This window comes from Microbacterium aurantiacum, assembly GCF_031625015.1.
Classification (GTDB): Bacteria; Actinomycetota; Actinomycetes; order Actinomycetales; family Microbacteriaceae; genus Microbacterium; species Microbacterium aurantiacum.
The window spans coordinates 563,370-589,637 of the sequence record NZ_JAHWXH010000001.1 but is presented as its reverse complement, the minus strand read 5'-3'; the positions used below and the strand labels follow the sequence as shown (position 1 = coordinate 589,637).

21 protein-coding genes and 1 pseudogene are annotated in these 26,268 nt (G+C 71.4%); 2 read left to right on the top strand and 20 right to left on the bottom strand.

Annotation, left to right across the window (positions count from 1 at the left end; genetic code table 11):
* Positions 1-28: 28 nt before the first annotated feature.
* From KZC50_RS02720 to KZC50_RS02710, 3 genes are all read right to left on the bottom strand, one after another.
* A complete protein-coding gene (locus tag KZC50_RS02720; RefSeq protein WP_053546441.1) occupies positions 29-436 on the bottom strand; it encodes a transferase in 408 nt (135 codons plus the stop codon).
* 162 nt (positions 437-598) lie between these two features.
* Positions 599-1,960 (bottom strand): aspartate aminotransferase family protein, encoded by a 1,362-nt coding sequence (locus KZC50_RS02715; RefSeq protein WP_310890536.1) that lies wholly within the window; start codon positions 1,958-1,960, stop codon positions 599-601.
* 40 nt (positions 1,961-2,000) lie between these two features.
* Entirely contained in the window at positions 2,001-3,488 is a 1,488-nt protein-coding gene (locus tag KZC50_RS02710; protein ID WP_310890535.1) for a CoA-acylating methylmalonate-semialdehyde dehydrogenase, read from the bottom strand.
* Between the two features lie 89 nt (positions 3,489-3,577).
* Between KZC50_RS02710 and KZC50_RS02705 the strand changes: the two genes are divergently transcribed.
* Positions 3,578-5,242, top strand: coding sequence for a PucR family transcriptional regulator (locus KZC50_RS02705; RefSeq protein WP_310890534.1), 1,665 nt, complete (start codon positions 3,578-3,580; stop codon positions 5,240-5,242).
* On the opposite strand, the gene KZC50_RS02700 is transcribed toward KZC50_RS02705, so the two are convergent.
* Entirely contained in the window at positions 5,239-5,811 is a 573-nt protein-coding gene (locus KZC50_RS02700) for a dihydrofolate reductase family protein (RefSeq protein ID WP_236967908.1), read from the bottom strand. The two genes, KZC50_RS02705 and KZC50_RS02700, sit on opposite strands and share 4 nt — an antisense overlap.
* A 70-nt stretch (positions 5,812-5,881) precedes the next feature.
* Here KZC50_RS02700 and KZC50_RS02695 point away from each other — a divergent pair, with 70 nt between their 5' ends.
* The gene (locus tag KZC50_RS02695) at positions 5,882-6,460 is read left to right on the top strand and encodes a TetR/AcrR family transcriptional regulator (RefSeq protein ID WP_310890533.1); all 579 of its coding nucleotides are present in this window, start codon (positions 5,882-5,884) and stop codon (positions 6,458-6,460) included.
* A 20-nt stretch (positions 6,461-6,480) separates the two neighbouring features.
* Here KZC50_RS02695 and KZC50_RS02690 read toward each other — a convergent pair.
* The 16 genes and pseudogenes from KZC50_RS02690 to KZC50_RS02615 form a co-directional block, all read right to left on the bottom strand.
* A pseudogene (locus KZC50_RS02690) lies at positions 6,481-6,675 on the bottom strand (WYL domain-containing protein); the annotation flags it as partial.
* Positions 6,676-6,722: 47 nt separating this feature from the next.
* The gene (locus KZC50_RS02685; protein ID WP_053546433.1) at positions 6,723-7,106 is read right to left on the bottom strand and encodes a hypothetical protein; all 384 of its coding nucleotides are present in this window, start codon (positions 7,104-7,106) and stop codon (positions 6,723-6,725) included.
* 2 nt (positions 7,107-7,108) lie between these two features.
* Positions 7,109-8,023 carry a dihydrodipicolinate synthase family protein gene (locus KZC50_RS02680; RefSeq protein ID WP_310891518.1) on the bottom strand — a complete coding sequence of 305 codons (915 nt, stop codon included), beginning with the start codon at positions 8,021-8,023 and terminating at the stop codon, positions 7,109-7,111.
* Between the two features lie 81 nt (positions 8,024-8,104).
* Positions 8,105-8,311 (bottom strand): hypothetical protein, encoded by a 207-nt coding sequence (locus KZC50_RS02675; protein ID WP_310890532.1) that lies wholly within the window; start codon positions 8,309-8,311, stop codon positions 8,105-8,107.
* Positions 8,312-8,340: 29 nt separating this feature from the next.
* On the bottom strand, positions 8,341-9,342 hold the full coding sequence (locus tag KZC50_RS02670; RefSeq protein WP_310890531.1) for an endonuclease/exonuclease/phosphatase family protein: 1,002 nt from the start codon (positions 9,340-9,342) through the stop codon (positions 8,341-8,343).
* A gap of 116 nt (positions 9,343-9,458) precedes the next feature.
* Complete coding sequence (locus KZC50_RS02665; protein ID WP_053546430.1) at positions 9,459-9,812, bottom strand: cupin domain-containing protein; 354 nt, start codon at positions 9,810-9,812, stop codon at positions 9,459-9,461.
* The gene (locus KZC50_RS02660) at positions 9,809-11,245 is read right to left on the bottom strand and encodes an NAD(P)/FAD-dependent oxidoreductase (protein WP_236967915.1); all 1,437 of its coding nucleotides are present in this window, start codon (positions 11,243-11,245) and stop codon (positions 9,809-9,811) included. Before KZC50_RS02660 ends, KZC50_RS02665 begins: the two co-directional genes overlap by 4 nt.
* Positions 11,246-11,375: 130 nt before the next feature.
* Positions 11,376-13,031 carry an amidohydrolase gene (locus KZC50_RS02655; RefSeq protein ID WP_310890530.1) on the bottom strand — a complete coding sequence of 552 codons (1,656 nt, stop codon included), beginning with the start codon at positions 13,029-13,031 and terminating at the stop codon, positions 11,376-11,378.
* A gap of 39 nt (positions 13,032-13,070) precedes the next feature.
* Positions 13,071-13,976, bottom strand: a complete 906-nt coding sequence (locus KZC50_RS02650) for an ABC transporter permease (protein WP_236967917.1) — start codon at positions 13,974-13,976, stop codon at positions 13,071-13,073.
* Positions 13,973-14,917, bottom strand: a complete 945-nt coding sequence (locus tag KZC50_RS02645) for an ABC transporter permease (RefSeq protein WP_310890529.1) — start codon at positions 14,915-14,917, stop codon at positions 13,973-13,975. The genes KZC50_RS02650 and KZC50_RS02645 overlap by 4 nt, the downstream gene beginning before the upstream one ends.
* Entirely contained in the window at positions 14,910-16,094 is a 1,185-nt protein-coding gene (locus KZC50_RS02640) for an extracellular solute-binding protein (protein WP_310890528.1), read from the bottom strand. Before KZC50_RS02640 ends, KZC50_RS02645 begins: the two co-directional genes overlap by 8 nt.
* A gap of 91 nt (positions 16,095-16,185) precedes the next feature.
* Positions 16,186-17,355 carry an ABC transporter ATP-binding protein gene (locus tag KZC50_RS02635; RefSeq protein WP_053546425.1) on the bottom strand — a complete coding sequence of 390 codons (1,170 nt, stop codon included), beginning with the start codon at positions 17,353-17,355 and terminating at the stop codon, positions 16,186-16,188.
* Positions 17,356-17,610: 255 nt separating this feature from the next.
* Entirely contained in the window at positions 17,611-18,432 is an 822-nt protein-coding gene (locus tag KZC50_RS02630) for a DNA-formamidopyrimidine glycosylase family protein (protein WP_310890527.1), read from the bottom strand.
* Entirely contained in the window at positions 18,425-23,197 is a 4,773-nt protein-coding gene (locus KZC50_RS02625; protein WP_310890526.1) for an ATP-dependent helicase, read from the bottom strand. The genes KZC50_RS02630 and KZC50_RS02625 overlap by 8 nt, the downstream gene beginning before the upstream one ends.
* Positions 23,198-23,611: 414 nt before the next feature.
* Positions 23,612-25,303, bottom strand: a complete 1,692-nt coding sequence (locus KZC50_RS02620) for an ABC-F family ATP-binding cassette domain-containing protein (RefSeq protein ID WP_310890525.1) — start codon at positions 25,301-25,303, stop codon at positions 23,612-23,614.
* A 265-nt stretch (positions 25,304-25,568) separates the two neighbouring features.
* Complete coding sequence (locus tag KZC50_RS02615) at positions 25,569-26,225, bottom strand: alpha/beta hydrolase (protein WP_310890524.1); 657 nt, start codon at positions 26,223-26,225, stop codon at positions 25,569-25,571.
* Positions 26,226-26,268 lie beyond the last annotated feature (43 nt).

The following is a 26,268-nucleotide window of genomic DNA, read 5'->3' as shown; positions in this document are numbered from 1 at the left end:
CTAGCCGCCGCCACCCCCACGGATGTCGTCAGGCGATGTGGCGCAGCCCGCGTCGATCGGTGATCAGCGTCTTCCCCGCGGCGACGGACTCGTCGTCGGGGAGGATCGAACCGGGCGCGACCTTCGCGCCGGCCCCGATCTCGCACCGGATGCCGATCTTCGCGTTCCCGCCGATGACGGCGTCCGGGCCGACGTGGGCGTGCGGGGCGATGCGGGCGCCGGGTCCGATGATGACACCGGACTCGATCCACACCCCCTTGCCGATGAACGCCCCTTCGGCCACGCGCACGCCGGGTTCGACGTAGGCGCCGGCTTCGACGAGCGCCGACGCGTGGACTTTCGCGCCGTGCGCGATCAGCCCCCGGCCATTGGCGTGCTTGCGGTAACGCAGGGTTTCACCCTGGTCGTTTTCGATGTCGATGTAGTTCTTACCCACGAGGCCCCTCCTCCGACGGATCGTGTACCGAGTACAGGAACAACCGATCCCTGTGACTATTCATTCCGGTGAATCGGTCTTCTCGGATGCACCTGATGCAACGAATATTCGGTGCGGAGGGGAGAACGGATGCCGCGGCCCGCGCGGCGCCCGCGAACGGGGTCAGTGGGCGTAGGCGTCCGCGGCCGAGAGCGCCCGGTCGATGACGTCCAGGCCGCGCGTCAGCTCGTCTTCGGAGATCACCAGCGGGGGTGCGACGTGGAGTCGGTTGAAGTGCGTGAACGGCCACACCCCGCCGCTCTTGCACGCCGCGGCGACCTCGCCCATGGGCGCGGCATCCTTCCCGCCGGCGTTGAACGGCACGAGCGGCTCGCGGGTCTCGCGGTCGCGCACGAGCTCGATCGCCCAGAAGAGTCCGCGGCCGCGGACGTCGCCGACCGACGGATGCCGCGCTGCCATCTCGCGCAGGCGCGGCTCGACGACGCGGGATCCGAGGCCGCGGACGCGCTCGAGGATGCCGTCGCGTTCGAACACCTCGAACGTGGCGACGCCCGCCGCGCAGGCGAGCGGATGCCCGGAGTACGTGAGTCCCCCGGGGAAGGCGACGGTGTCGAAGTGCGCCGCGATCCGGTCGGAGATGACCACGCCGCCGAGCGGCACGTACCCGGAGTTCACGCCCTTGGCGAAGGTGATCAGATCGGGGGCGACGTCGTAGGCCTGGAAGGCGAACCACTCGCCGATGCGCCCGAAGCCGACCATGACCTCGTCGGCGATGTAGATGATGCCGTAGCGGTCGCACAGCTCGCGGACGCCGGCGAGGTACCCGGGCGGCGGGATCAGCACGCCGTTGGTGCCGACGACGGTCTCGAGGATGATCGCGGCGATCGTCGAGGCGCCCTCGAGGATGATCGTCTGCTCCAGGTGCGCCAGTGCGCGCTCGGCCTCCTCCTCGTCGGAAGACGCGTGGAACGCGGAGCGGTAGGGGTAGGGCCCGAAGAAGTGGGCCACCGATCCGTCGCCCGGCTCGTTCGCCCAGCGACGCGGGTCGCCGGTCAGCGAGATCGCCGTGGTGGTGTTGCCGTGGTAGCTCCGATAGGCCGAGAGCACCTTCCGGCGCCCGGTCACGAGCCGCGCCATGCGGACGGCGTTCTCGTTCGCGTCGGCGCCGCCGTTGGTGAAGAACACCTTCGACATCCCGTCGGGCGCGACCTCGCTGATGCGCCGGGCGAGATCGCCCCGCACGTCGTTCGCCATCGACGGCTGGATCGTCGCGAGCCGCCCCGCCTGCTCCTGGATCGCCCGGACGAGATCCGGATGCTGGTGCCCGAGGTTCAGGTTCACCAGCTGCGAGCTGAAGTCGAGGTAGGAGTTGCCGGCGTAGTCCCAGAACGTCGCGCCCTCCCCGCCGGCGACCGGCAGCGGATCGATCAGCGCCTGCGCGCTCCACGAATGGAACACGTGCCCGCGGTCGTCGGCGCGCACGCGCTGATCGGTGTCGAGATCAGAGGGGAGGATGCTGGTCATGGCGGTCTCCGTGAGGTGAGGCGTCAGTGATGCCGGGGCGTCAGTGGTTGCTCGGGAATCCCAGGTCGACCTGGGTGGGGGTGTGGTCGGGCCACCGGGTGGTCACGACCTTGGAGCGCGTGTAGAAGTGGATCGACTCGGGGCCGTACATGTGCGAGTCGCCGAAGAGGGAGTTCTTCCACCCGCCGAACGAGTACGCGCCGATCGGCACGGGGATCGGCACGTTGATGCCGACCATGCCGACCTCGATGTCGATCTCGAACTGGCGGGCGGTGCCGCCGTCGCGGGTGAAGATCGCGGTGCCGTTGGCGAAGCTGTTGGCGTTGATCAGCTCGACCGCCTCGGCGTAGGTCTGCACGCGGACGACCGAGAGGACGGGGCCGAAGATCTCCTCGTCGTAGACGCGCATGCCGGGGCGGACGCGGTCGACCAGCGAGACGCCGATGAAGAAGCCGTCCGAGTCGAACTCCGCGGTCGTGCCGTCGACGACGACCTCGGCGCCCTCGGCGGTCGCGCCCGTGACGTAGGAGGCGACCTTGTCGCGGTGCTCGCCCGTGATGAGGGGACCCATCTCGCTCTCGGGGTCGGTGCCCGGCCCGATGCGAAGGCCCTGCACGCGCTCGGCGACCTTCGCCACGAGCGCGTCCGCGACGTCGTCGCCGACCGCCACGAGCACCGAGACGGCCATGCAGCGCTCGCCGGCGGAGCCGTAGGCGGCCGAGACGGCGGCATCCGCTGCGCCGTCGAGATCGGCATCCGGCATGACGACCATGTGGTTCTTCGCGCCGCCGAGTGCCTGGACCCGCTTTCCCTGCGCGGTACCGCGCTCGTAGATCGAGCGGGCGACGGGGGTGGACCCGACGAAGCTGATCGCGCGGACATCGGGGGAATCCAGCAGCGCGTCGACGGCGACCTTGTCACCGTGGACGACGTTGAGGACGCCGGCGGGAAGCCCCGCCTCCTCGAACAGCCGCGCGAGGAAGATCGACGCGCTCGGGTCCTTCTCGCTGGGCTTCAGCACGACGGTGTTGCCGCAGGCGATGGCGGAGCTCATCATCCACAGCGGCACCATCACGGGGAAGTTGAACGGGGTGATCGCTCCGACGACGCCCACCGGCTGCTTGACCGAGTGCACGTCGACACCGCGCGACACCTGTTCGCTGCGCTCGCCCTTGAGCAGGTGGACGAGACCGGCGGCGAACTCGACGTTCTCGATGCCGCGGCTGATCTCGCCCTTGGCGTCGCTCAGGACCTTGCCGTGCTCGGCGGTGATGATCGCGGCGAGGTCGTCCTGGCGTTCGATGAGGAGCTGGCGGAGCCGGAAGAACACGTCGGCGCGGCGGACGAGTCCCGTCGCGCGCCATGCGGGAAGGGCTTCGCGGGCGGCGGCGATCGCCGCTTCCACCTCGGCGGTGTCGGCGAAAGCGACTTCGCGGGCGACGGCGCCGGTGGCCGGGTCGTAGATGCGGCCGGTGCGGGCGCCCTCGCCCGCCTCGGCTCCGTTGATGTGGTGGCGAACGGTGCTCATCGACAGCTCCTGGGGTCTCCGGACAGATCGACCGGGCATGCAATAGGGTGAGTGCGTCCCAGCCTGTCAGAGCGGAAGATCCTCCTGTGATGCCCGAACGTCGCGAAGATCGGGCGATCCAGACGGATCGTCCGACATCCTGGTCCGACTCTCCGACCCTGCCCACGGTGCGCGAGGTCCTCGCGCTCGAGGCGGTCGCCCAGGGCGTTCCGGAAGTGCTCGTCGGCGATGCGGCACTGGATGCCCGCGTGCGCTGGCTGCACGTCTCCGACAGTGCGGGCGTTGCCCGGCTGCTCAACGGCGGCGAGCTGCTGCTGTCGACCGGATCGTCGTGGCCGTCCGAGCCGGCGGAGCTCCGCGCCTTCGTCGCGGGACTCTCGGATGCCGGATCCGCCGGCATCGTCCTCGAACTCGGCACGCACTACCGCTACCCGCCGACCGTCGTGCGCGAGGCGGCACGGGAACGCGGGCTCGCGCTGATCGTCCTGCACCGCGAGGTGAAGTTCGTCACGGTCACCGAGGCGGTGCACAGCCGCATCATCACCGGCCAGACCGATGCCCTCCGCGCCCGCGACGAGGTGCGGGAGCGCTTCACGGCGCTCGTGCTGCGCGGCTCGCCCGCCGACTTCATCGTGCACCAGCTCGCGCAGACTCTCCAGGCGCCGGTGGTGCTGGAGAACCTCGGGCACGAGGTCGTCGCCGCCGAGGTGCCCCTCGCGCTCGAGGAGGAGCTCTTCACCGACTGGGAGCTCCGATCGCGGTCGGCCCACCGCCGGGCCGAGCTCCGCGACGAACGGGGGCGTCCGGGATCGGGCGAGGACTGGCTGATCGTCCCGGTCGAGGCCCGCGGCATCCGTTGGGGGCATCTGATCGCACTGCCCGGTCCTGATCACGCCGCGGGACGCGCCGCGGTGCTCGAGCAGGGAGCGATCGCGCTCGCCGTCGGACGCCTGGCCGGAGCCGACGACGACGAGTGGGGCCGCGTCGGTCGCCGGCGCCTCGTCGACGGACTCCTCGCGGGGCGCTTCGCGGGTCTCGGGGGAGCGACGGCGCGTCTTGAGGCGGCGGGTCTGCCGCTGCATTCCGCGCACCTCTACGGTCTGGTGATCTCGGGCGCGGCGGTGACGGCGGAGGCGGCGGATGCCGCGGCCCGGGCGATCGGCGGTCGTGCGGTCGCCGGGTCCACCGCCGAGGGGGTGCCCGCGCCGTCGGCGACGATCCTCCTCTCCCTCCCCGCCGGGACCGTTCTCGACGACGATGCCGCGCGAGGATTCGCGCGCGCGGCGGCCGGGCCGGGTGCCGACGTCGAACGCCTCACCGTGTCGGTCGGCCGTGGCGGCGATGACCTCGAGCAGGCCCTCGCGTCGCTTCACGAGGCCGTCGATCTCGCGCGCGGACGGCGTCGGCGCGCCGGGCGGGAGGTTCAGCTGCGACGGGCCGAACATCGCCCGCTCGTGCAGCTCGTCACGGCTCTCCGCGACGATCCGCGGGTGCTCGAGCACGGCGAGAGGATGCTCGCCCCGCTCGTGATGCACGACCTCGGCCGCGGTGGCGACCTCCTCGACGTGCTGGAGGCGATGCTCGCGCATCCCGGCAACCGCACCGCCGCGGCATCCGCGTCGCACCTCTCGCGCTCGGTGTTCTATCAGCGCATCTCGCTCATCGAGGAGCTCCTGGATGCCGACCTCGACGACGGCGAGACGCAGACCGCGCTGCACCTCGCGCTTCTCGTCCGCCGCTCGGCCGGACGCTAGGCCGCCGCGGCGACGTACTCTTCGACCACCACGCCCGAGGTGAACGAACGCGCCGCCACCGGCGTGAACCCACGCGACGCGTAGGGCGCAGAACCGAACAGGTGCACGCCGGATCCGAAGACGACGGGATGCCGTTTCAGAACGAGACGATCGATCTCGGGGAGCAGTGTCGCGGCGAGGTCGCCGCCGCCGCAGAGCCAGATGTCCGCTCCGTCATCCTGCTTCAGGGAGCGGACGGTGCGGAGCGGGTCATCGGTGAGAGTGATCGACGGATCCACCTCGCGCGCGTGCCGACTCGCGACGATCTGACGGAGGTGCGGGTATGGGCTGGCGATGCCCGCGTCGCGGGCGGGGCCGAGGGTGTTCCACCCCATGATCACGGTGTCGAAGCGGGTTCGCGGAGGCTCGGTTCCTCGCGCGGCGTGAACATGCGCCGGGAGCGCGTCGGCGTAGTCGCCGAACACCACCGAGGAGTGATCGCCGTCGATGAGAAAGGAGTCGTATCCCCCGCTGGGGTCGGCGATGTACCCGTCGATGCTGACGGCGACGTAGTAGACGAGGTTTCGCACGGTGTCTCCAATCACGACATGTGTCGTGGTTAATGTACAACAGCCGTCGTGGTTTGGCTAGCATGGCGTCATGGCTCGCAACGACGCACGACGCGCTTCTCTCGCCGACGCCGGAATCCGGGTGCTGGCGGAAGCGGGCGCGCGGGGTCTGACGCATCGTGCCGTCGACATCGCCGCCGGTACTCCGAAGGGCACGGCGTCCAACTACTTCCCCCGGCGCGACGACCTGATCGCCGCGCTCGTCACGCGCATCGGTGAACGTCTCGCCCCCGACCCCGCCGCCGTCGCCGCGGAGTCCTCGTCCCTGCAGGATCGGGCTCTCTTCGCCGCCTACCTGCGTGATGTCGTCCGACGGCTCCGTGCGGATCCGCACGTGTCGCTGGCGTTGTTCGAGCTGCGCATCGAATCGGCGCGGAGCCCCGCCGTCGCTATGGCGTTGGGAAAGTGGCGGCAGGAATCCTTCGAGGCGGACGTCGACTTCAACGAGAACGCGGGTCTTCCCGGGGGAAGGGCGGAGATCGCCCTGTTCCACTACGCGATCGACGGTCTCATGCTCGACCACCTCACCGCGCCGCTCGACACCGGTCTCGGGCTCGACGAGGTCGTGGACGAGTTCGTGAACCGGCTCCTGCCCCGATCAGCGGAGTGAAGGCGGAGCTGTCGGCGCCCTCATGAGCGCTCGCCGTGCACGGGCCGGGCATGCGGCGGTGGGTCGCCGACCTCGGCGACCGAGTGGCCGCTGCACGCGGCGCGGGTGACGGTCGCCTTCTCGATGCGGGAGAGGGCGATCCAGCGCATCGCGTCGCGCAGGCGGCACCACCCGATGAGGTACCAGCGGCCGTTCGTCGAGGCGAAGAGGACGGGCCGCCGTCATCCGCGAAGAGGCCGCGCGGCGTTAGCGGCGGATCGGCTCAGACCGTGAGCGCCTCGATCGGGGGAAAATCCGCGACGACGTCATCGACGTGCGGAGCGAGCTCGAGGTAGCTGAGTCGGCCGTCGTCGATGAACAGCAGGAGCGAGGCGCCGGGGCCCTCGGCGGTCAGGACGATCCGCGCGCCACCGCTCGGGGTCACCCCGTCGGCATCCTGAAGCTCGATCGAGGGACAGGTGCCGCATCGGCACCGTGCTCCGGCGCGGGTCGCGGGGATCTGCTCGCGCAGGCGACGCCGCGTGTCATCGGGGATCGGTGGGTCGCCCGCGAACGGAACAGCGCGATCGACCATGAACGTCAGGACGTCCCGTTCGCGCTCCGTCAGGGCCCGCCCGCTGTCGTCGGGGCGCGGCGGCGGTGTCATGCTCATCGTTCCGTGCCCGTGTCGGGTCCACCGAGGCCGAGGTCAGCGAGCACGGCGTGCAGACGCGCGCGTGCCGCGTCGTCCAGGCCGAGGATGGGCAGCGGAAGGCTTCGCGGGTGGACGAGGCCGAGGTGCTCCGCGACCGCCGCGATGACCCGCAGACTTCCGTGTTGCGAGAACGCCTCCCACAACGGCTGCAGCTCCGACGAAAGACGCCGGGCCTCCTCCGTGTCGCCCGAGAAGCCGGCACGAGCCAGCGCGACGGCGGATGCCGGGAGCGTGCCCGCGATGACCGAGTACCAGGCGTCGCACCCCGCGTCCAGTCCCGCGGCAGCGTGCGCGTCTCCCGAGACGCCGATCGTGACGTGTGCCGGGAGCAGGACCCGGAGCCGATCGATCCTCGCCCGCGCTGCCTCCGCACCGGCGGGTACCCCGGGGATCTTGAGCGACGCGATGCCCGGCAACGCGCCGATGGCGGCGTAGAGGTCGTCATCGAACAAGAAGCGGGTCGTGGTCGGGTTGTCGTAGACGATCACCGGAACATCGCTCAGCTCTGTGACGCTCTCGAACAGGTGGTACACGTCGTCGGGCGTCAGGGGCTGGTAGCTGACGGGGGCGAGCATCAGGCCTCGCGCTCCGGCATCCTGCGCATCCTCGGCGTGCTCGAGCACGTGGCTGGTCCGCAGGGCGCTGATCCCCACGAAAACCGGGGTGGTCCCCGCCGTCCGGACGGCCCGCCGCGCCACGAGGGCGCGTTCACTCCGTGAGAGATAGGCGGCGGACCCCGTTGAGCCCAACGCGGTCACCGAGTCGACGCCCGCGTCGACGAGGCGTTCGATCAGCCCGACGAACGCGGACTCGTCGACAGTGTCGTCGACCAGGGGCGTGAGGGGGAAGGCGCTCAGTCCGGAGAAGATCGACACCCCGACATCCTGCCTCGCCGATCGCGGGGATACGACAGGCGGTTGCCCCTCGGAACGGATGCCGGCGCTCATCGGTCAGTCCGCGTCATCCGAGCCGAGGAAGACGCCGATTCGGTCGCCGTCCTTGATGAATTGCAGCGAGGCACCCGGGAATTGGGTGCGCAGTTCCAGGGGTGAGGCGCTGTCGACGCCCACCGAGATGGTCGCGGGGAAGCTCCCGACCCGGCATCCCGAATAGATCGGGCCCGTAGGCGCGGAGACGGAGGGCTTCCAGCTCGGCACGGACGGCAGGCTTCACGTTCCCGATCGTCTCATGGGGCGGGATCGGCGTGTCCGGTGCACAGGCCCCATTCGGCGATGACGGCACGGTGGTCGCTTCCCTCGACGGCGATGGTGCGCCATCCGAGGGGTACGGCACCCCGGGCGAAGACGTGGTCGATGGCCGTGAACGCGGGGACCACCTTCTCCTCCGGCCAGGTGGGCCACGGGATCGGTCCCGCCGCTTCGGCGCCGGACCGCAGACCCGAGGCCAACCGGCGCAGCGCGGGGTGGGCGAACGAGGCGTTGAAATCCCCGGTGACGATGAGCGTGTCATCGGGGGTGTCGCGCACCCAGTCGGCGATGTCGTCCAGGCCGTCGCGCCACGCGTTCGGCTGCCACACCGGGGGCGGCGGGTGGACCGCGGCGATCCGGACGTCGCCGGCACCGGGCACGGCCGCGACAGCGCTGACCTGGTCGAACGCGCTCCCGGGGACGTCCTCCTCGTCGGACAGGGGATAGGCCGACAGGATCACGCTTCCGCTCGCCGGCCCCGGCGAGACCTCGCGCGAGCGGTGGGGGAGCGCGTCGCCCAGGCCGTGCTCGATGAGGACCGCATCGATTAACGGCTCGCTCGTCTCGAGCAGCACGACGGCGATCGGCTCCGTGTCACGGATGAGATCGGACAGGGCCGCCGGGTCGGCATCCGCGAACTTCGCGTTGAACGACAGGATCGTCGCCGAACTGTCGGTCTCGCAGTCCGCGCCCGCCCCCGTGTGCACGGGGGTGAGGGTCGGGATGACGCTGATCACCGCGCCGAGCGCGAAGGCCGCCGCTGCCGTCCACGATCGGAGCACCAGGGAGACGCCGGCGAGCACGAGGATACCGACCGCTCCGACCGGAACGAGCGCCTGCGCCACGGGGATCGCGGCCACACCCCGGATCTCGAGGTGGGGGAGCACCGCGGCCGCCGCCGAGACCGTGATCGCGAACATCGTCCAGGCGACCCTGCGACCCGAGCGCGGACGCGCAGGATCGGCCTTCGTGTTCTCCATCGCTCGATCGTGTCAAGCCGCTCTCTACCCCGCGTCGGCAGAGAGGTGTACGTCGGCGAGGGGGCATCATCCTCGAGACGGATGCCGCGCCCTGTGCGCGTCCGCGCCGCGGCGCCTCAGGGCGAGATGTAGACCTTCCGCAGCGTCTCGCGGACCGTCCAGGTGGTGCGCATCCCCTCGGACAGGCGCACGATGACACCCGGCGCGAGGGTGAGGGGCGCCGGCGCGTCCTCGCCGTCGAAGGTCAGGGTCGCGTCCCCGGCGAGCACGACGAAGACCTCGTCCGCCTCGACGTCCGTCGAGACGCCGGGGGTGTGCTCCCACACCCCGACGGTGCGGTGCGAGGTCTCGTCGAGGTCGACGAAGCGGGTGGTCGGGGTGCCCGAGACGACGAGGTCGGGATCGAGCGGGACGAACGGGGCCGGCAGGGATGCGGCATCCGTCGCCTGCCCGGGAACGAGCCGCGTCACGAGTCGAATCCCAGCCCGAGCGCGTCGAGCGTCTTCAGCAGGATGTTGCGGCGCCCGCGATCGTGGTCGGCACGGTCGAGCGACCAGCGCGTCATGTTGATGCCGACGGCGGCGACCGGCTCGGGCGGGAACGGGAGGGGGCGTTTGCGGACCATCTCCAGCTCAGTGCGCTCGGTCGCCTCACCCTCCAGCAGGTCGAGCATGACGTCGCCCGCGAATCGCGTCGCAGCGACCCCGAGGCCCGTGAACCCTGCGGCGTAGGCGACGCGACCGCCGCGCGCGGTGCCGTAGAACGCGCTGAACTGCGTGGACGTGTCGATCGCGCCCGCCCACTTGTGGGTGAAGCGCAGGCCTTCCAACTGCGGGAACGTCGTGAAGAAGTGGCTCGCCAGACGCTCGAAGGATGCCGGGCGGTCCTCGTAACGCTGACGCACCTGCCGGCCGTAGTGGTAGACCGCGTCGTACCCGCCGAAGAGGATGCGGTTGTCGCGACTCAGCCGGTAGTAGTGGAACTGGTTCGCCAGGTCGCTGAGGCCCTGGCGCGAGCTCCATCCGATCTCGGCGAGCTGCGCGTCGCTGAGCGGCTCGGTCATGAGCACGTAGTCGTACACCGGCACCGTCATCAGGCGGTTGCGGCGCAGCAGCGACGGGAAGACGTTCGTGGCGAGCACGACGCGCGGCGCGGTGATGCGGCCGCGCAGGGTGACGACCTTGAGCCGGTCGCCGTCGTCGTCGAGGGCGTGGACGGGCGACTCCTCGAAGATCTCGACGCCGGCCTCCTCAGCCGCGTGGGCGAGGCCCGCGGCGAGCTTCCCGGGGTGGACCATCGCCGTGGAGCGCTTTTCCCACACCGCCCCGAGGTAGGTGGGCGAGTTCACCTCGGCGCGGGTCTGCTGCTCGTCGAGGCGGACGACGCCCTCCTCGCCGCGGGAGGCGGCATCCTCCGCCCATTCGTCGAGCCATTCGAGCTGGTGCGGCTCGATCGCGACGCCGAGCGAGCCGGTGCGCTCCCAATCGGCGTCGATCTTCAGGCGCGCGATGTCGTCGCCCATCGCGTCGAGGTTCGCCAGCCCCATCTCGTCGAGTCGATCGATCTCGTCCGGCCACCGGGCCAGGCCGTTGTCACGCCCGTGGGTGAGGCTCGCCTCGCAGAATCCGCCGTTCCGACCGGATGCCGCCCAGCCGACCCGCTTGCCCTCGAGGATCACGACGCGCGCGGACGGGTCGCGGCGCTTCGCGGCGAGCGCCGTCCAGAGTCCGGTGTACCCGGCGCCGATCACGACGAGGTCGGCCGTGGCCTCGCCGGTGAACGACGCGCGCGGACGGGAGGCGGGGAGGTCGTCGAGCCAGAAGACGCTCTGCCGGGTTCCGGCGAGCGCGTGCGCGATGACGCGGGGAGCGGGCGGGGTTCGTTCGAAGACCGTGGTGCCCACGGGTATCACCCTTTCTCGGGTTCTGAGTGCTTCCATCCTGATCGCTCGGCGGCGGTCGTGCGCCGTCGTCCCGTCGCGACAATCGGTGCCCGTCGGACGGGTCGTCCGGGCATCCCGCGTCGTCGGAACCTCACGCGTCGTCGGCGGCGTAGACCCGCTCGCCCTCGACGAAGGTCTGGAGCACGCGGGTCGCCCCGATGAGGTCGGCGGGCCCGGCGAAGGGATCGCGGTCCAGCAACGCGAGGTCGGCGAACTTGCCGACCTCGATCGTGCCGGTGTCGGCCTCGAGGTGATTCACCCACGCCGACCCTGCGGTGTAGGCCGCGAGCGAGGTCGCGAGGTCGATCGCCTGCTCGGGGAGGAACGCGTCGTACTCGCCCTCCTCGTGGCCGGGGGCGGCTTTGCGGTTCACCGCGGTGTGGATCGCGGCCATCGGATCGGGGGACGACACCGACCAGTCGCTTCCCGCGGCGAGCACGGCACCGCTCCGCAGCAGATCGCCGAACGGGTACTGCCACGCGCTTCGGGGTTCGCCGAGGAAGGGGAGGGTGAGGTCGACCATCTGCGGCTCGTAGGTCGCCCAGAGTGACTGCATGTTCGCCGCGACGCCGAGCTCGCGGAAGCGCGGGATGTCGTCGGGGTGCACCACCTGGATGTGCGCGATGTGGTGCCGGTTGTCGCGGCGTCCGTTCTTCTCCACGGCGCGGGCGACGGCATCCAGGCACTCGCGGACGGCGCGGTCGCCGATCGCGTGGAAGTGCACCTGGAACCCGTCGGCGTCGAGGATCGGCACAGCCCGGGACAGGATCTCCGGGTCGACGAACGAGATGCCCGAGTTGTCCGTCGGATGCCCGTGCCCGTCGCCGTACGGCTCCAGCATCGACGCGGTGAAGTTCTCGGCGACGCCGTCCTGCATGATCTTGATGCTCGTCGCGGCGAAGCGGCCGCCGCGGTAGCGCTCGCGACGCTCCTGCAGGATCGGGATCTGCTCCAGCCCCGCCGACCGGTCCCACCACAGGGCGCCGACCACCCGCGCGGTGAGCGTGCCCTCCGCCGCGGCGCGGAGATACGCCGGCCCCGGATCTCCGGCGTCGCCGTAGGGGCCGACGATGGCGTCCTGCCACGCGGTGATGCCGAACGAATGCAGGTACCGCTGACCGACGAGGAGGGCCTCCGTCATCCGTTCCAGCGGCTCTTCCGGGAGGAGCCGGTTCACCAGCGCCATCGCCCCTTCGTGGAGCGTGCCGCTCGGGGTGCCGTCCGGGTTCCGCTCGATGCGCCCGTCCGCGGGGTCGGGGGTGTCGCGGTCGATCCCCGCGGCCCGGAGCGCGGCGGAGTTCACCCACGCGCCGTGCCCGTCACGGTTCGGGAAGAACGCGGGGCGGTCGCCGGTGACGGCATCCAGCGCCTCCGCCCTGGGCGTCCCACCGGGGAACGCCGACATCTGCCAGCCGCCGCCGAGGATCCACTCGTCGTCGGGATGCGCGGCGACGTAACGCTCGATCGCGTCGAGGTACTGCGGCGCGTCGCCGTACTCGGCCAGGTCGCACCGCAGCATGTCCAGCCCGCCCCAGACGGGGTGGACATGCGCGTCCTGGAATCCGGGGACGAGGAGGCGACCGCCGAGGTCGACCACCTCCGTCCGCGGACCGATGAGGTCGCGGACCTCGTCGCCCCCGACGGCGACGATCCGCCCGCCCGACACCGCGACGGCGTGCGTGCGCGAGCGCACCGTGTCGGCGGTAAAGACCGGACCCCCGTGGAAGACGAGATCGGCGTGGTGCATCGGGTTCCTCCGCGGGTGGCTGTCGGCGTGCGGGCGGGCTCAGCCGCCGGTCATGGTGCGGGCGATCTGCGTCGCCGAGTCGCCGGCGCGCCGCAGGACCAGGGCGACGACGGCGAGGGCGACGAGGGTCAGCAGCAGCATGATCGTCGACACCGCCGCGATCTCGGGGCGGAGCCCGGACCGCAGGGCGCTCAGCACGTACACGGGCCACGGCGTCGTGCCGGAGACCTGCACGAACGCGGCGATGATCGTGTTGTCGAGGCTCAGCGTGAACGCCAGGAGGAATCCGGCGAGGACGGCGGGCATCGCCAGCGGCAGCGTGACGCGACGGAACGTCGTGAAGGGCGTCGCGTAGAGGTCGCCGGAGGCTTCCTCGAGGTTCGCGTCCTGGCCCACCAGGCGCGCCCGCACGATGTACGACACCACCGCGGTGGCGAACAGCGACGAACCCACCGACAGACGCACGATGCCGTCGTTGAACATCGCGATCCCGGCATCCTGTCCGAGGAAGACGAACCACGGCAGCAGGGCGACCGCGTCCACGATCTCGGGCGTCACCGACACGAGCAGCAGCAGCGCCAGGAACCACCACACCCACTTGCCCGGGTAGCGCGACATCGCGATGCCGGCGAGCGTTCCGAGCACCGTGGCGATGATCGCCGCGATGAACGCCGTGACGATCGACACGCGCACCGCGTTCTGGATCTGGGGCTTCTCGAAGATCGTGAGGAAGGCGTCGAACCCGAACCCGCCCCACGACACCAGCAGCCGGCCGGTGTTGAACGAGTAGATGACGATGACGATGATCGGCGCGAACAGGAAGAGCATCACGAGGATGCCCCAGACCCGCAGGGCGATGTCCGACCCGGTCATGCGGGTGCGGCTGCGGCGGCCGCGCGCGGTCGACTGCGCGCGGAGCATCGTCTCGGTGGTCGTCTGCGTCATGACCGCACCTCCTCGCGGACGGGCTGGGCGGGAGCGGCAGGCGGTGTCTGCTCGGGCTCCGCCCCGAGCACCAGGCGGTTGCGGCTGCGGAACGGCATGCTCACGACCCAGATGAGGGCGGCGGCGACACCGATGGTGAGCGTGATGACGAGCATCAGCAGGACGGCCATGGCCGACCCGAGTGCCCAGTTCTGCGCGGTCTGGAACTGGCTCGCCACGAGCTGGCCGACCATGTTCCCGCGGGCTCCGCCGAGGACCGTGGCGGTGATGTAGTCGCCCATCAGGGGGATGAAGACCAGCAGCACGCCGGCGATGATGCCCGGCTGCGACAGCGGCAACGTCACCCGGAGGAAGGTCATGACCTTGCCCGCGCCCAGGTCCTTCGACGCTTCACGCAGGGCCGGACCGACACGGTCGAACGCGACGAACAGCGGCAGGATCATCAACGGCAGGTAGTTGTAGACCACGCCGATGAGCACGGCGGTACGGGTGTAGAGCAGGGCCAGCGGCCCGTCGATGATGCCGACGCTCTGCAGGATCTGCGACATCCAGCCCTCGGGAGCGAGGATCACCTGCCAGCCGATCGTGCGGACCAGGAAGTTCGTCCAGAACGGCACCAGGACCAGCGCGATCAAGAGGCCGCGCCGCGCGGGGTTGACCTTGAACGCCATCCAGTACGCCACCGGCATCCCGATCGCGAAGCAGAGGATCGTGCCCAGGATGCCGACCCAGAGGGTGTTGGTGAACGTCGCGAAGAAGGTCGGCGAGAGCGCTTCGACGTACCGGTCGAACGAGAGGATGTCGTTCGCGTGGGTGCCGAAGACGCCGGGCTTGTAGCCGAAGCTGAACCAGATCACCATCCCCACGGGGGCGACGAAGAACAGCAGCAGCCACGCCCACGCCGGGACGGCGAGCGCGGCGCCGGTCGGTCGACTACGCACCCGCGGCGGCCTTCACTTCGTTCCAGATCTCGACGCGCGTGGTCTGGGAGTCGTTCAGCACCTGCTCCCGCATCGTGTCGAGCTGCTCGGGAGTGAAGAAGATGAGGTCGGTGTACTCGAGTCCGGCCTCGATCGCCTCCGCCTCGGTGTCCTTCCCGCCGACGTTGTAGCCGATGTAGTCGAGGTTCAGGAAGAGGTTCTCCGGGGTCATCGAGAAGTTGATGAAGGCGTGGGCCGCTTCGGGGTTGGGTGCTCCCTCGGCGATCGCCCAGTTGTCCATCCACAGCTCGGTGAGGGGGCCGGGCAGGACCCACTGCCAGCGGTCGGGGTCGGGCGACTCGAGGATGCCGAGGCGGGAGTCTCCGTTCCAGCCCTGCACGAGCGCCTGGGTCCCCTGCGGGATCGCGTTGGTGCCCGGGTAGGAGTCGAAGGCCGAGATGTGCGGGGCGATCTCGTTGACGAGGAACTGGCGGCAGGCCTCGAGCTCATCGGGGTCTTCGGTGTTCCAGTCCATGTCGTTGGCCCAGAAGTAGGAGCCGATGATCGCGGCCGGGTCGTCCGACATCGAGGTGCGCCCGCTCGCCTCGTTCTGCGCCGCGTCGAAGAAGTCGGCCCACGTGGTGAGCTCGCGCGTGATGACGGTCTTGTCGTAGGTGTAGCCGGTCGTACCCCACGCCTTGCAGATCGTGTACTCGTTGTTCGGATCCCACGCGCGGCCGAGGTAGGCCGGGTCCATGTTCGAGATGTTCGGCAGCAGGTCCTTGTTCAGCGGCAGGAGCAGCCCGTTCTCGATCATCTGCGGAACGAAGACGCCGGTCGGGACGACGATGTCGTACCCCGAGGTGCCACGGGCGGCGATGAGCTTGGCGATGAGCTCTTCGTTCGAGGAGTACGAGTCGAGGGTGACGCGCGGGCCGAGGTCGGCGGTGAAGGAGGAGATGACCTCGGGGGAGTCGTAGTCGCCCCAGGTGTACACCGACAGGCTGCTCTCCAGCGCGCCGCCCGTGGCCTGCGGGGCGGGCGAGCTGCCGCCGCCCGGCGCGCACGCGGCGAGGAACGCGGCGCCGCCGGTGAGGGCGGCGAAGCTCAGGAAGCGACGGCGGGAGACCTCACGCATGATGATCGGCGCGGCGGCCTCCGGGGCGAGGATACGGATGGGAGTGCGAGAGGCGGGCATCGGGTCTCCAGTCGAGTCACGTGTCGGGTTCGGGTGTCGGGTGGGTGCTGGACGTGCGTTCGGGTGCGGTGGGTTCGGGTCTTCTCGGATGTCAGAGCGAGGTCGGGGGTGCGACGTAGCCGCCCTGCACGGCGGAGTCGTCGGCGGGGAACAGGAGGACGTGGTGCGGGGCCCACGTGCAGACGACGGGGTCGCCCACGCGGAGGGACGGTGCCTCCGGGGTCGGGCGGCGGACGAGCATGCTCTGGTCGCCGCCCAGCTCGACGAGGTACTGCATCGTGTCGCCGAGGTGCGAGACCCCGATGAGCGAGCCCCGGGCGACATTGGTGTCCGCGACGGGGGTGCCGGCATCCTTCTCGATCCGGATGTATTCCGGACGGACGGCCGCTTCGCCCTGCGCGACGCCCGCGAGCGTCGCATCGGGGGACTGCACGGTGGCGTGCGGGCTCGAGATGGCGGCACCTCCGGCGGCGACCGGCCCACGGAAGAAGTTCTGCTGACCGACGAACGCCGCGACGTAGGCCGATGCCGGCCGGGCGTAGACGGTGTCGGCATCGGCGAGCTGCTCGATGCGGCCGGCGCGCATGATCGCGATGCGGTCGCTCATCGACAGCGCCTCGCCCTGGTCGTGGGTGACGAAGACGAACGTGATCCCGAGACGCGCCTGGAGGAGCTTCAGCTCCAGCTGCATCTCCTCGCGCAGCTGGCGGTCGAGGGCGCCGAGCGGCTCGTCGAGGAGCAGGACGGCGGGACGGTTCACCAGGGCGCGCGCGAGCGCGACGCGCTGCTGCTGTCCGCCGGAGAGTTGCGTCGGCTTCCGGTCGGCGAAGCGGCGCATCTGGACCAGGTCCAGAGACTGTGACACGCGTTCGCGGATCTCATCCTTCGGCGTACGGCGCTGCTGCAGTCCGTAGGCGACGTTCTCCGCCACGCTCAGGTGGGGGAAGAGCGCGTATGCCTGGAACACGGTGTTCACGTCGCGGCGGTACGGCGGGGTGTTCAGCACCGACGTCCCGGAGATCAGGATGTCGCCCTCGTCCGGGTGCTCGAAACCGGCGATCATCCGCAGCGTCGTGGTCTTGCCGCAGCCGGACGGACCGAGGAGCGAAATGAACTCGCCAGGCTGGATCGCCAGGGACAGATCGTCGACGGCGACCTGGTCGCCGTAGCGCTTTGTGATCCCGTCCAGCCATACGCGACCGCGTTCGTCGTCTGTCGGACGTGTGGGCGGAGCGTGGTCCGCGTCGGTCGCCGTCGTCACCTGGGGGACTCCTCCTGCTGACGGTCCGCGCGCCGGTGCGCGGACGGGTGGGTGTGTGGGGTATTCAATAGGGCGCGCCGTCATGGTCGCAATGGAGGGGTCCGCGAACCGGACGAAACGCGGTGCCCGAATGCCCTGTCTGACAGATCGTCCGGGGTTATGTAACGGTCAGGAAACCGCGGCGTTTCGGCATGCGCATCGCCGGAGTCGGGCGTGTGTCGTGAGGGGCCTGACAGATCGTCGGCCCCGTCGGGGTCAGGAAATGGGGACGGCCGCCGTGACGTCGGGCGCCGGCTGGCACCGCGGGCACCAGAAGACGATCCGCTCGCGGGTGGGGTCGGCGCCGAGGGTGCCGCCCTCGATCAGTGTGCCGCAACGGCGGCAGGGACGTCCCTCGCGCCGATACACCCAGGTGGATCGGCCGGGACGTGAGTCTCCGGTGAAGGTGCGCCCCGAGCGGTCGCGATTCGCCCGGATCATGCGCGTGCCGAGGTCGATGGCGGCGGCCACGTCGACCTGCGAGGTGGGGGTGAAGGGATGGACGCCGCGGACGAAGAGGATCTCGTTGGCGTACTCGTTGCCGAATCCCGCGACGGAGCGTTGATCGAGCAGCGCCACATGGATCTCGCGCGGATCAGCCGACACCCGGCGGGTCGCCTCTACCGGATCCCAGTCGGCGGCGAGGGGATCGGGGCCGAGATGCCCGACGAGCGAATCCTCCTCGCGCGTCGGGACGACGGCGATGTCGGCGAGGTCGAAGCCGACCGTCTCCCACTCCTGACCGTCCGGAGCGCGCCCGCCGATCACAGCCCGGGCCTTGAAGCCCGCCGCCCGCCACCGCTCCCCGCGACGGTAGACGTGCCACTCTCCCTCCATCTTCAGGTGCGAGTGGACAGTGGTATCTCCGATGCGGTGGAGCAGGTGCTTCCCCCGCGGGACCACCCCGTGCACGCGCTGGCCGGTGAGGTCGACCGTCGCGACCTGCGGCACGCGCAGCTCGAAGCGGGTCACCTCCGCGCCCGCCAGAGCGGCATCCAGCCGGTGAGCCGCGCGGAAGACGGTATCGCCCTCAGGCACGCGCGCGATCCTCGGGCGGCGCGTCGGCCGTGGACCGTGCCCGGCGATCGGCCTCGCCGGGGGTGAGGCGGCGCAGCGTCAGACCGCGGGGGGACTCGACGAATCCGGCCTCGCGCAGCGCCCGGCCCCACTCCGACCCGTGGATGAAGACGCCGTTGACCTGCTCGATCGTCAGGGTGTCCAGGCGTCGGGCGCGCGCCGTCGTGGCGAGGTCGGCGGCCGCGGCGGAGAGGAGGGCGGGGTCGTCGGCGAAGGCCAGGGCGGTCTTGCCGCCGCGCTCCAGATAGAGCACGAGGGCGCCGTCGACGAGGACCACCAGCGCGCCCGCCTTCCGGCCCGGCCGGTGGGAGATGCCCTCCAACGCCGGCCACGACAGGGCCGCACCGTACGGGTTCGCGGGGTCGGTCGCGGCGAGGGTCACCGCGCGCCGCGGGGGCGGATCGGCGAGGCCGGCGAACTGGCGCAGACGGTCGACGGTCGTCGACGCGGCGAACTGGGCGGCGCCGAGCTTCTCGACCACGTATCCGCGGCGGCAGTGGCCCGCCTCCTCGAAGCCGGCGAGAACGCGGTACACCTGGGCGAAACCGCCGGGGACACCCTCGGCCTGCACGGAGCCCCGGGTGACGACGCCGTAGCGGTCGAGCAGCAGGCTCGCCGTGGCGGTCGCGCGCACCGCGGCATCCGTCTCGGGCTCGGGAAGCCGCGACCACCGCCCGCCCGAGGGTGGGGTGCGGGCCGGCGTCGGCGTGCGCGTCGCCCCGACCGACGCGCCGCGGTACATGCGGGCGCGTGGTGCGCGACGGGCGACCCGGTGCGCCTGACCGCCGCCGGACACGAGGGCGCGGACGGGGGCGAACGTGTCATTCGTCACCAGCCCGGCCCACGCGAGACGCCACAGAGCCTCGACGACCTGCATCTCGTTGTCCGCTCCCGCGAGGGTGCGCAACTGGCCCGCGAAGTAGGCGCCGCCGCCGTCGAGCGCATCCAGGAGTCGGGCGTCGAGGGAATCCGGCGCCGGGGCATCGGCATCCGGATCCCGCGTGACCGTGACCGGGGCGGCATCGGCGGGGTGCAGCGCGATCCAGCCGTCGCGGCCCGCCAGACTGCCGTGACCCGACCAGACGACCTCGCCCGTCGCGGTGAGCTCATCGAGCATGCCCGGGGTGTAGTCCTTCACCCGCGCAGGGAGCACGAGCGATTCCCACGCGCTCGCCGGGATCGGCACGCCGGCGAGCTGCTCGACGACCGCGAGGACGCCGTCGACGCCCTCGAGCGGGCGTGCGACGTGCTGCCAGACGGGAAGGAACCGCCCGAACGCCTGCTGCGAGACCGGCTCGACGCTGCCGCGGATCGCGGCGAGCGAGCGCATCCGCAGGCGCCGCAGCACCTCCGCTTCGCACCACTCGACCTCGTCGGCGTTCGCGGCGCGGCCGGCGCCGGCGGTACGCGCGGCGTCGGGGAGGAAGTAGCCGCTCGAGACGCGACCGGCCGACTCGAGACGCTGCAGCGTCAGACGCGCGACGGCGACGCCGATCCCGAGGCGCTCGGCGACATCCTGCGCCGTGAACGGCGCGTGCGTGCGGGCGTGCCGCGCGACCAGGTCGCCGAGCGGATCGGGGAACGGCTCGAGGAACGCATTCGGGATGCCGACGGGGAGAGCGACGCCGATCGCGTCGCGGAGGCGCCCGGCGTCCTCGATCACCGCGACCCGGGACGTGCCGGCGATGCCGACGGGGATCGCGCGGCGGGCGGTGATCAGCTCGTCGAGGAGCGTCTGGGCCTCTGCCTCGGTGGCCAGGTCGGCGCCCTCGGCGGGCTCGAGCCGGAGGGCGACCTCGGCGGCATCCATCGGTCCGAGGATGCGCAGGAGATCCGCGACGCCCTCGAGTCCGCGGGCGCGGCGGTCGGGAGCCAAACGCTGCGCCTCGCGCTCGAACTGCGCGATGACCTCCGGATCGAGCAGCTCCCGCATCTCGATCGTCCCGAGGAGCTCGCCGAGGAGCGCCGGGTCGACCGACAGGGCGGCGGCGCGACGCTCGGCCAGCGGCGAGTCGCCCTCGTACATGAACGCGCCGACATATCCGAAGAGCAGGTCGCGGGCGAACGGCGAGGGCTGCGGCGGCTCGGTCTCGACGAGCCGGATGCGGCGCTCGCCGATGCTGCGGGCGAGGCGGAGGAGCGACGGGACGTCGTACACGTCCTGTAGGACCTCGCGCAGGGTCTCGAGGATGATCGGGAACGTCGGATGCCGGCGCGCGACCTCGAGCAGCTGCGCCGAGCGCTGGCGCTGCTGCCAGAGCGGGGTGCGCTTGCCGGGATTCCGTCGCGGCATCAGAAGGGCCCGCGCGGCGCACTCACGGAAGCGGGCCGCGAAGAGGGCGGAGCCGCCGACCTCGGCCGTGACGATCTGCTCCAGCTCATCGGGGTCGAAGACGAAGAGTTCGGCGCCGGGAGGTTCGGCCTCGGCATCCGGGATCCGGGCGATGATGCCGTCGTCGCTCGCGACCGCGGACCCCTCGACGCCGAGGCGTTCGCGGATGCGGGCGTTGACGGCCAGAGCCCACGGAGCGTGCACCTGCATGCCGTACGGGGAATGCAGGATCACGCGCCAGTCGCCGACCTCGTCGCGGCCGCGCTCGACCGTCAGCTGGCGGTCGGTCGGGAGGGTGCCCGTGGCCTCGCGCTGCTCGTCGAGGTAGGCGAGGAGATTCGCGCGGGCGTAGTCGTCGAGGCCGGCTTCGATGAGGCGCTCGTGCGCCTTCTCGGGACCCGCGGCAGACACCTCGCGCGAGAACTTCCCGAGGGCCTCGCCGAGCTCGGCGGGGCGGCCGATGCCGTCGCCGTGCCAGAACGGGACCTTGCCGGGCTGCCCGAAGGCGGGGAGGACGTTGACGCGATCGTGGGTGATCTCCACGATCCGCCAGCTGGTCGTGCCGAGCGTGAAGACATCGTTGACGCGTGACTCGTAGACCATCTCCTCATCGAGCTCGCCGACGCGGGCGTTCTGCGACTCGCCCGCGATGAAGACGCCGAACAGCCCCCGGTCTGGGATGGTCCCGCCGCTCGTGACGGCGAGGCGCTGCGCGCCCGGACGCGCGGTGAGGGTGCCGTGATCGCGGTCCCAGATGAGGCGCGGGCGGAGCTCGGCGAACTCGTCCGAGGGGAACCGGCCGGCGAGCAGATCGAGGGTCGCCTCGTAAGCCGAGCGGGGGAGGGCGCGGAACGGGGCGCTGCGCTTGAGCGTCTCGAACCACGTCTCCACCTCGAGCGGCGCCAGCGCGCACGCCGCCACGGTCTGCTGGGCGAGGATGTCGAGCGGATTCTGCGGAACGGCGATCGCCTCGATCTTCCCCGCCAGCATCCGCTCGGTCACGATCGCGGTGTGCAGCACGTCGCTGCGGTGCTTCGGGAAGAGGGCGGCGCGGCTCACCTCGCCCACCTGGTGGCCGGCGCGGCCGATGCGCTGGAGTCCGGATGCCGCGCTCGGCGGTGCCTCGACCTGGATGACCAGGTCGACCGCGCCCATGTCGATGCCGAGTTCGAGGCTCGAGGTGGCGACCACGCAGCGGAGCACACCGGACTTCAGCTCGTCCTCGACGATCGCCCGCTGCTCCTTCGACACCGAGCCGTGATGCGCCTTGGCGAGGACGGGGTCAGCCCCCGAGGTCGCGCCGGCCTGCGCCATCATCTGCGCCGGGACGGTCGGATCGGGCAGGTCGAGACCCAGGCGCTCGGCGTAGATCTCGTTCAGGCGCCCGGTGAGGCGCTCGGCGAGACGGCGGGAGTTGCAGAAGACGATCGTCGACCGCTGGTGGAGGATCCGGTCGACGATCGCCTCCTCCACGTGCGGCCAGACGGAGCCTGTGATCTCGGTCGTCGGCGAGGCCGTGGAGCCGTCGCCGAACCAGTCCTCGTCGATGGGTGCGGCATCCGTATCGGCGGTCTTCGCGGTCGGGGGCGGGTCCGAGCCGGGGGCAGGAGGCGGGTTCAGCATGTCGTCGACGGGGACGATGACCTTCATGTCGAACGCCTTCGACGCAGGAGGGGCGACGATCTCGACCGGCGCGGCGCCACCGAGGAAGCGCGCGACCTCGTCGATCGGACGCACCGTCGCCGACAGGCCGATCCGTTGCGCGGGGGCGTCGAGCAGGGCGTCGAGGCGCTCGAGGCTCACGGCGAGGTGGGCGCCGCGCTTGGTGGCGGCCACCGCGTGAACCTCGTCGACGATGACCGTGTGGACCCCGCGCAAGGTCTCGCCCGCGGCGCTGGTGAGCATGAGGTACAGCGACTCGGGGGTGGTGATGAGGATGTCGGGCGGATCCTGCACGAGCGACCGCCGCTCGGACGCCGGAGTGTCGCCCGAGCGCACCCCTACCCGTACCGGGGGGACCGCGATGCCGTGGCGCCGCGCGGACTGCTCGATGCCGACGAGCGGGGAGCGGAGGTTGCGCTCGACGTCGACGCCGAGGGCCTTCAGCGGCGAGATGTAGAGGACGCGGGTGGCGGGGGTGTCGTCTGGCCGTGGGCGCTTCTTCCGGCCGGTGGCTTCTTCGGGCGGCGGGATCGGCTTCTCGCGGAACACCCGGTCGATCGCCCAGAGGAACGCCGAGAGGGTCTTCCCCGAGCCCGTCGGGGCGACCACCAGCGCGTGGCGTCCGGCCGAGATCGCCTCCCACGCCCCCGCCTGCGCGGTGGTCGGCGCCGCGAAGGCGCCACGGAACCAGTCCCGGGTCGCGGGACCGAACCGCTCGAGCACGTCGCTCATCCTCCCATCTTCGCCCTCGCCACCGACATTCGGGCGGGGTTGCGCGCCCCGCCCTGGCCCCAACTCCTCCGATCCGGCTGGTCTGGCCCGGTTTCGGGGCCCGGGGGCCGGGTTCGGCACGGTTTTGAGGAGTTAGGCACGCCCCGGGCCCAACTCCTCCGATCCGGCCGGTCTGGCCCGGTTTCGGGGCCCGGGGGCGGGGTTCGGCACGGTTTTGAGGAGTTAGGCACGCCCCGGCGGCGTGACCCGGCCCGCCGGTGCGCCGGGCGGGGTTGCGCGCCCCGCCCCGGGCCCAACTCCTCCGATCCGGCCGGTCTGGCCCGGTTTCGGGGCCCGGGGGCCGGGTTCGGCACGGTTTTGAGGAGTTAGGCCCGCCCCGGCGGCGTGACCCGGCCCGCCGGTGCGCCGGGCGGGTCACCGCTCGCGCAGCGACCCGTCCGGACCGAGAGCAAGGGTGAGGTCGGGCGCCAGCCGGGCGAGGAACCCCTCGTCGTGGCTCACGACGAGGAGCGCGCCGCGGTACGCGGCGAGCGCGTCGACGAGCTGGTCGAGGGTGTCGAGGTCGAGGTTGTTCGTCGGCTCGTCGAGCACCAGCAGCTGCGGCGGCGGATCGGCCAGGAGGAGCCGGGCGAGGGCGACGCGGAAGCGCTCGCCGCCCGACAGCGCCGCGACCGGGCGCTCGACCATCGCGCCACGGAGCAGGAACCGGGCCAGCCTGTTGCGCATCTCGACGTCGCCGATCCCGGGCGCGGCGGCGCCGACGTTCGCAATCACCGACGCCGCCTCGTCCAGCCCGTCGAGGCGCTGGGGGAGGTATCCGATGCGGTCGGTGTGCGCGACAGCCCGTGCCGAACTCCTCCGATCCGACCCGTTCAGCCCGGTTTCGGGGCCTCCGGGCGGGATTCGGTGCGTTTCTGAGGAGTTCGGCACGGCGGCCGAGGCGACCAACCCCTCGAGCAACGTCGTCTTCCCGACGCCGTTGGGCCCCACGAGCGCGACGCGCTCGGGCCCCTGCAGCACCCACTCGCGATCGCCGTCGCCGAGGGTGGCGATGCGTCGGCCGGCCGGCACCGCGGGATCCGGCAGGTCGATGCGCACCGACGCGTCGTCGCGCACGCGCCGCTCGGCGGAGGCGAGCACCTCGCGCGCGGCGTCCTCCCGCGCGGACTTCTCCACGCGGAGCTTCCCCGCCGACACCTGCGCCGCGCGCATCTTCCCGCCGGCGACGATCGGGGGCACGCGCGCGTTCCGCTGCGCCTTCTTCCCCATCGCGAGTCGACGCGCGAGGGTCGTCTCGGCCTGGATCCGGTCGCGCTTCTCCCGTCGCACCGCTTGGGCCGCCGTGCGCTCGGCCTGCCGGGCGGCATCCTGTTCGGCGTCCAACCACTCCCGCCACGCCGAGTAGGGCCCGCCGAACACCGAGAGCGTCCCGGCGTGGAGCTCTGCGGTGTCGTCCATGAGGTCGAGCAGCGCCGTGTCGTGGCTGACGACGATCAGCGTCCCCCGCCAGGTGCGCACCATGCCGTACAGCCGCTCCCGCGCCGCCCCGTCGAGGTTGTTCGTCGGCTCGTCGAGCAGCGTGATGTCCGTGCGACGGAGACGGATGCCGGCGACCGCCGCCACGATCGCCTCGCCTCCGGAGAGGGAACCCACGGTGCGATCGAGCATGGCGGGCGACAGGCCCGCCTCGGCCAGCGCCACCCCGGCGCGGGCCTCGACGTCCCAGTCGTCGCCCACGGCGTCGAAGTGGCGCGGATCGACGTCGCCGGATTCGATCGCCCGCAACGCACGGAGTGCTGGCCCGACGCCGAGGAGATCGGCGACCCGCCGGTCGACGTCGAGCGTCAGGCGCTGCGGAAGGAACGCGGCATCCGCGGTCCGGTGGACGACGCCGTCGTCGGGGAGGAGGTCTCCGGCGATGAGGCGCAGGAGCGTCGTCTTGCCGGCGCCGTTGCGCCCGACGAGGCCGGTGCGCGCGGCGCCGAACGCCCCCGAGACGGCGTCGACGGCACGCGATCCGTCTGGCCACGAGAAGCCCACGCGGTCCAGAACGACGGCGGGTGCGCCCGCGGAAGCGGAAGAAGGAACAGAGGAAGCAGATGACATGAGGTCTCCGGTGTCGTCGTGCGCTGACACCGGAGCGCGCCCGAACACCGGAGATTCCGGAGGGGAAGCGAGGTCGACGGCTCAGCGCGGAAGAAGGGCGCGGCACGTCGGGGTTCGACGGGGCAGCGCGATTACAGCGCGGATGCGTCGATCAGCTTCACCGGTTCGTCCTCACGGTCGGGAACAAGGTCACCCACGGTACCAGCCGCACCGTGCCACGACCAGGCCTCGGCCGCGTACCAGCCCGCCGGATCCGGCCCGCTCCTCACTCCACGTCGTCGGCGAGCCGCTTGGTCAAGAACACGTGGACGTCGGCCAGCTCGTCCGCCGAAACGCTGTGGGTGAGGCCGGGGTAGACCCGCCCGCTGAGGTCGCTGTGCTCCGGCAGCCACGCGGTGGTGTGCGCGACGAGCGCATCGGGGATGACGTCGTCATGCGTCCCCCGACCCCAGAAGATCGGCGGTCGCTCGTCGCGCAGCACCTCGTCACCGGGAAGGATGCCGGGGGTGACGTAACCGGCGAGGTTGACCCCGAACGCGAAGCGCCCGGGCGCCAGGCGCATCGCCTGCATCGCCACTGCCGCACCCTGCGAGAACCCGAGCAGCCCCACCCGCGAATGCCCGAAACCCTGCGCGTCGATCCACGCCAGGACGGCGCGAGCGGCCGCGGTGACGGCGGCGGGGTCACGGCTCTCCAGCCCCTCGATCGGGTACCACGAGTACCCGGGCGCCGGCCACGGCGGCGCGAGGGGCGCGCGCAGTGCTGCGACGGTGAAACCCTCCGGCAGATGCGGGACGAGCCCGAACAGATCCGCCTCGTCCGACCCGTAGCCGTGCAGCAGAACCAGCAGCGGGCGATCCGCGCGGTCTGCGGCATCCGTCGACCAGCGCACGGCGTTCTCATCAAGGACCGGGTCGGACATGCCGTCCAGTGTCCCACCCGCCGCCGACATCGCCCCGCTGCCG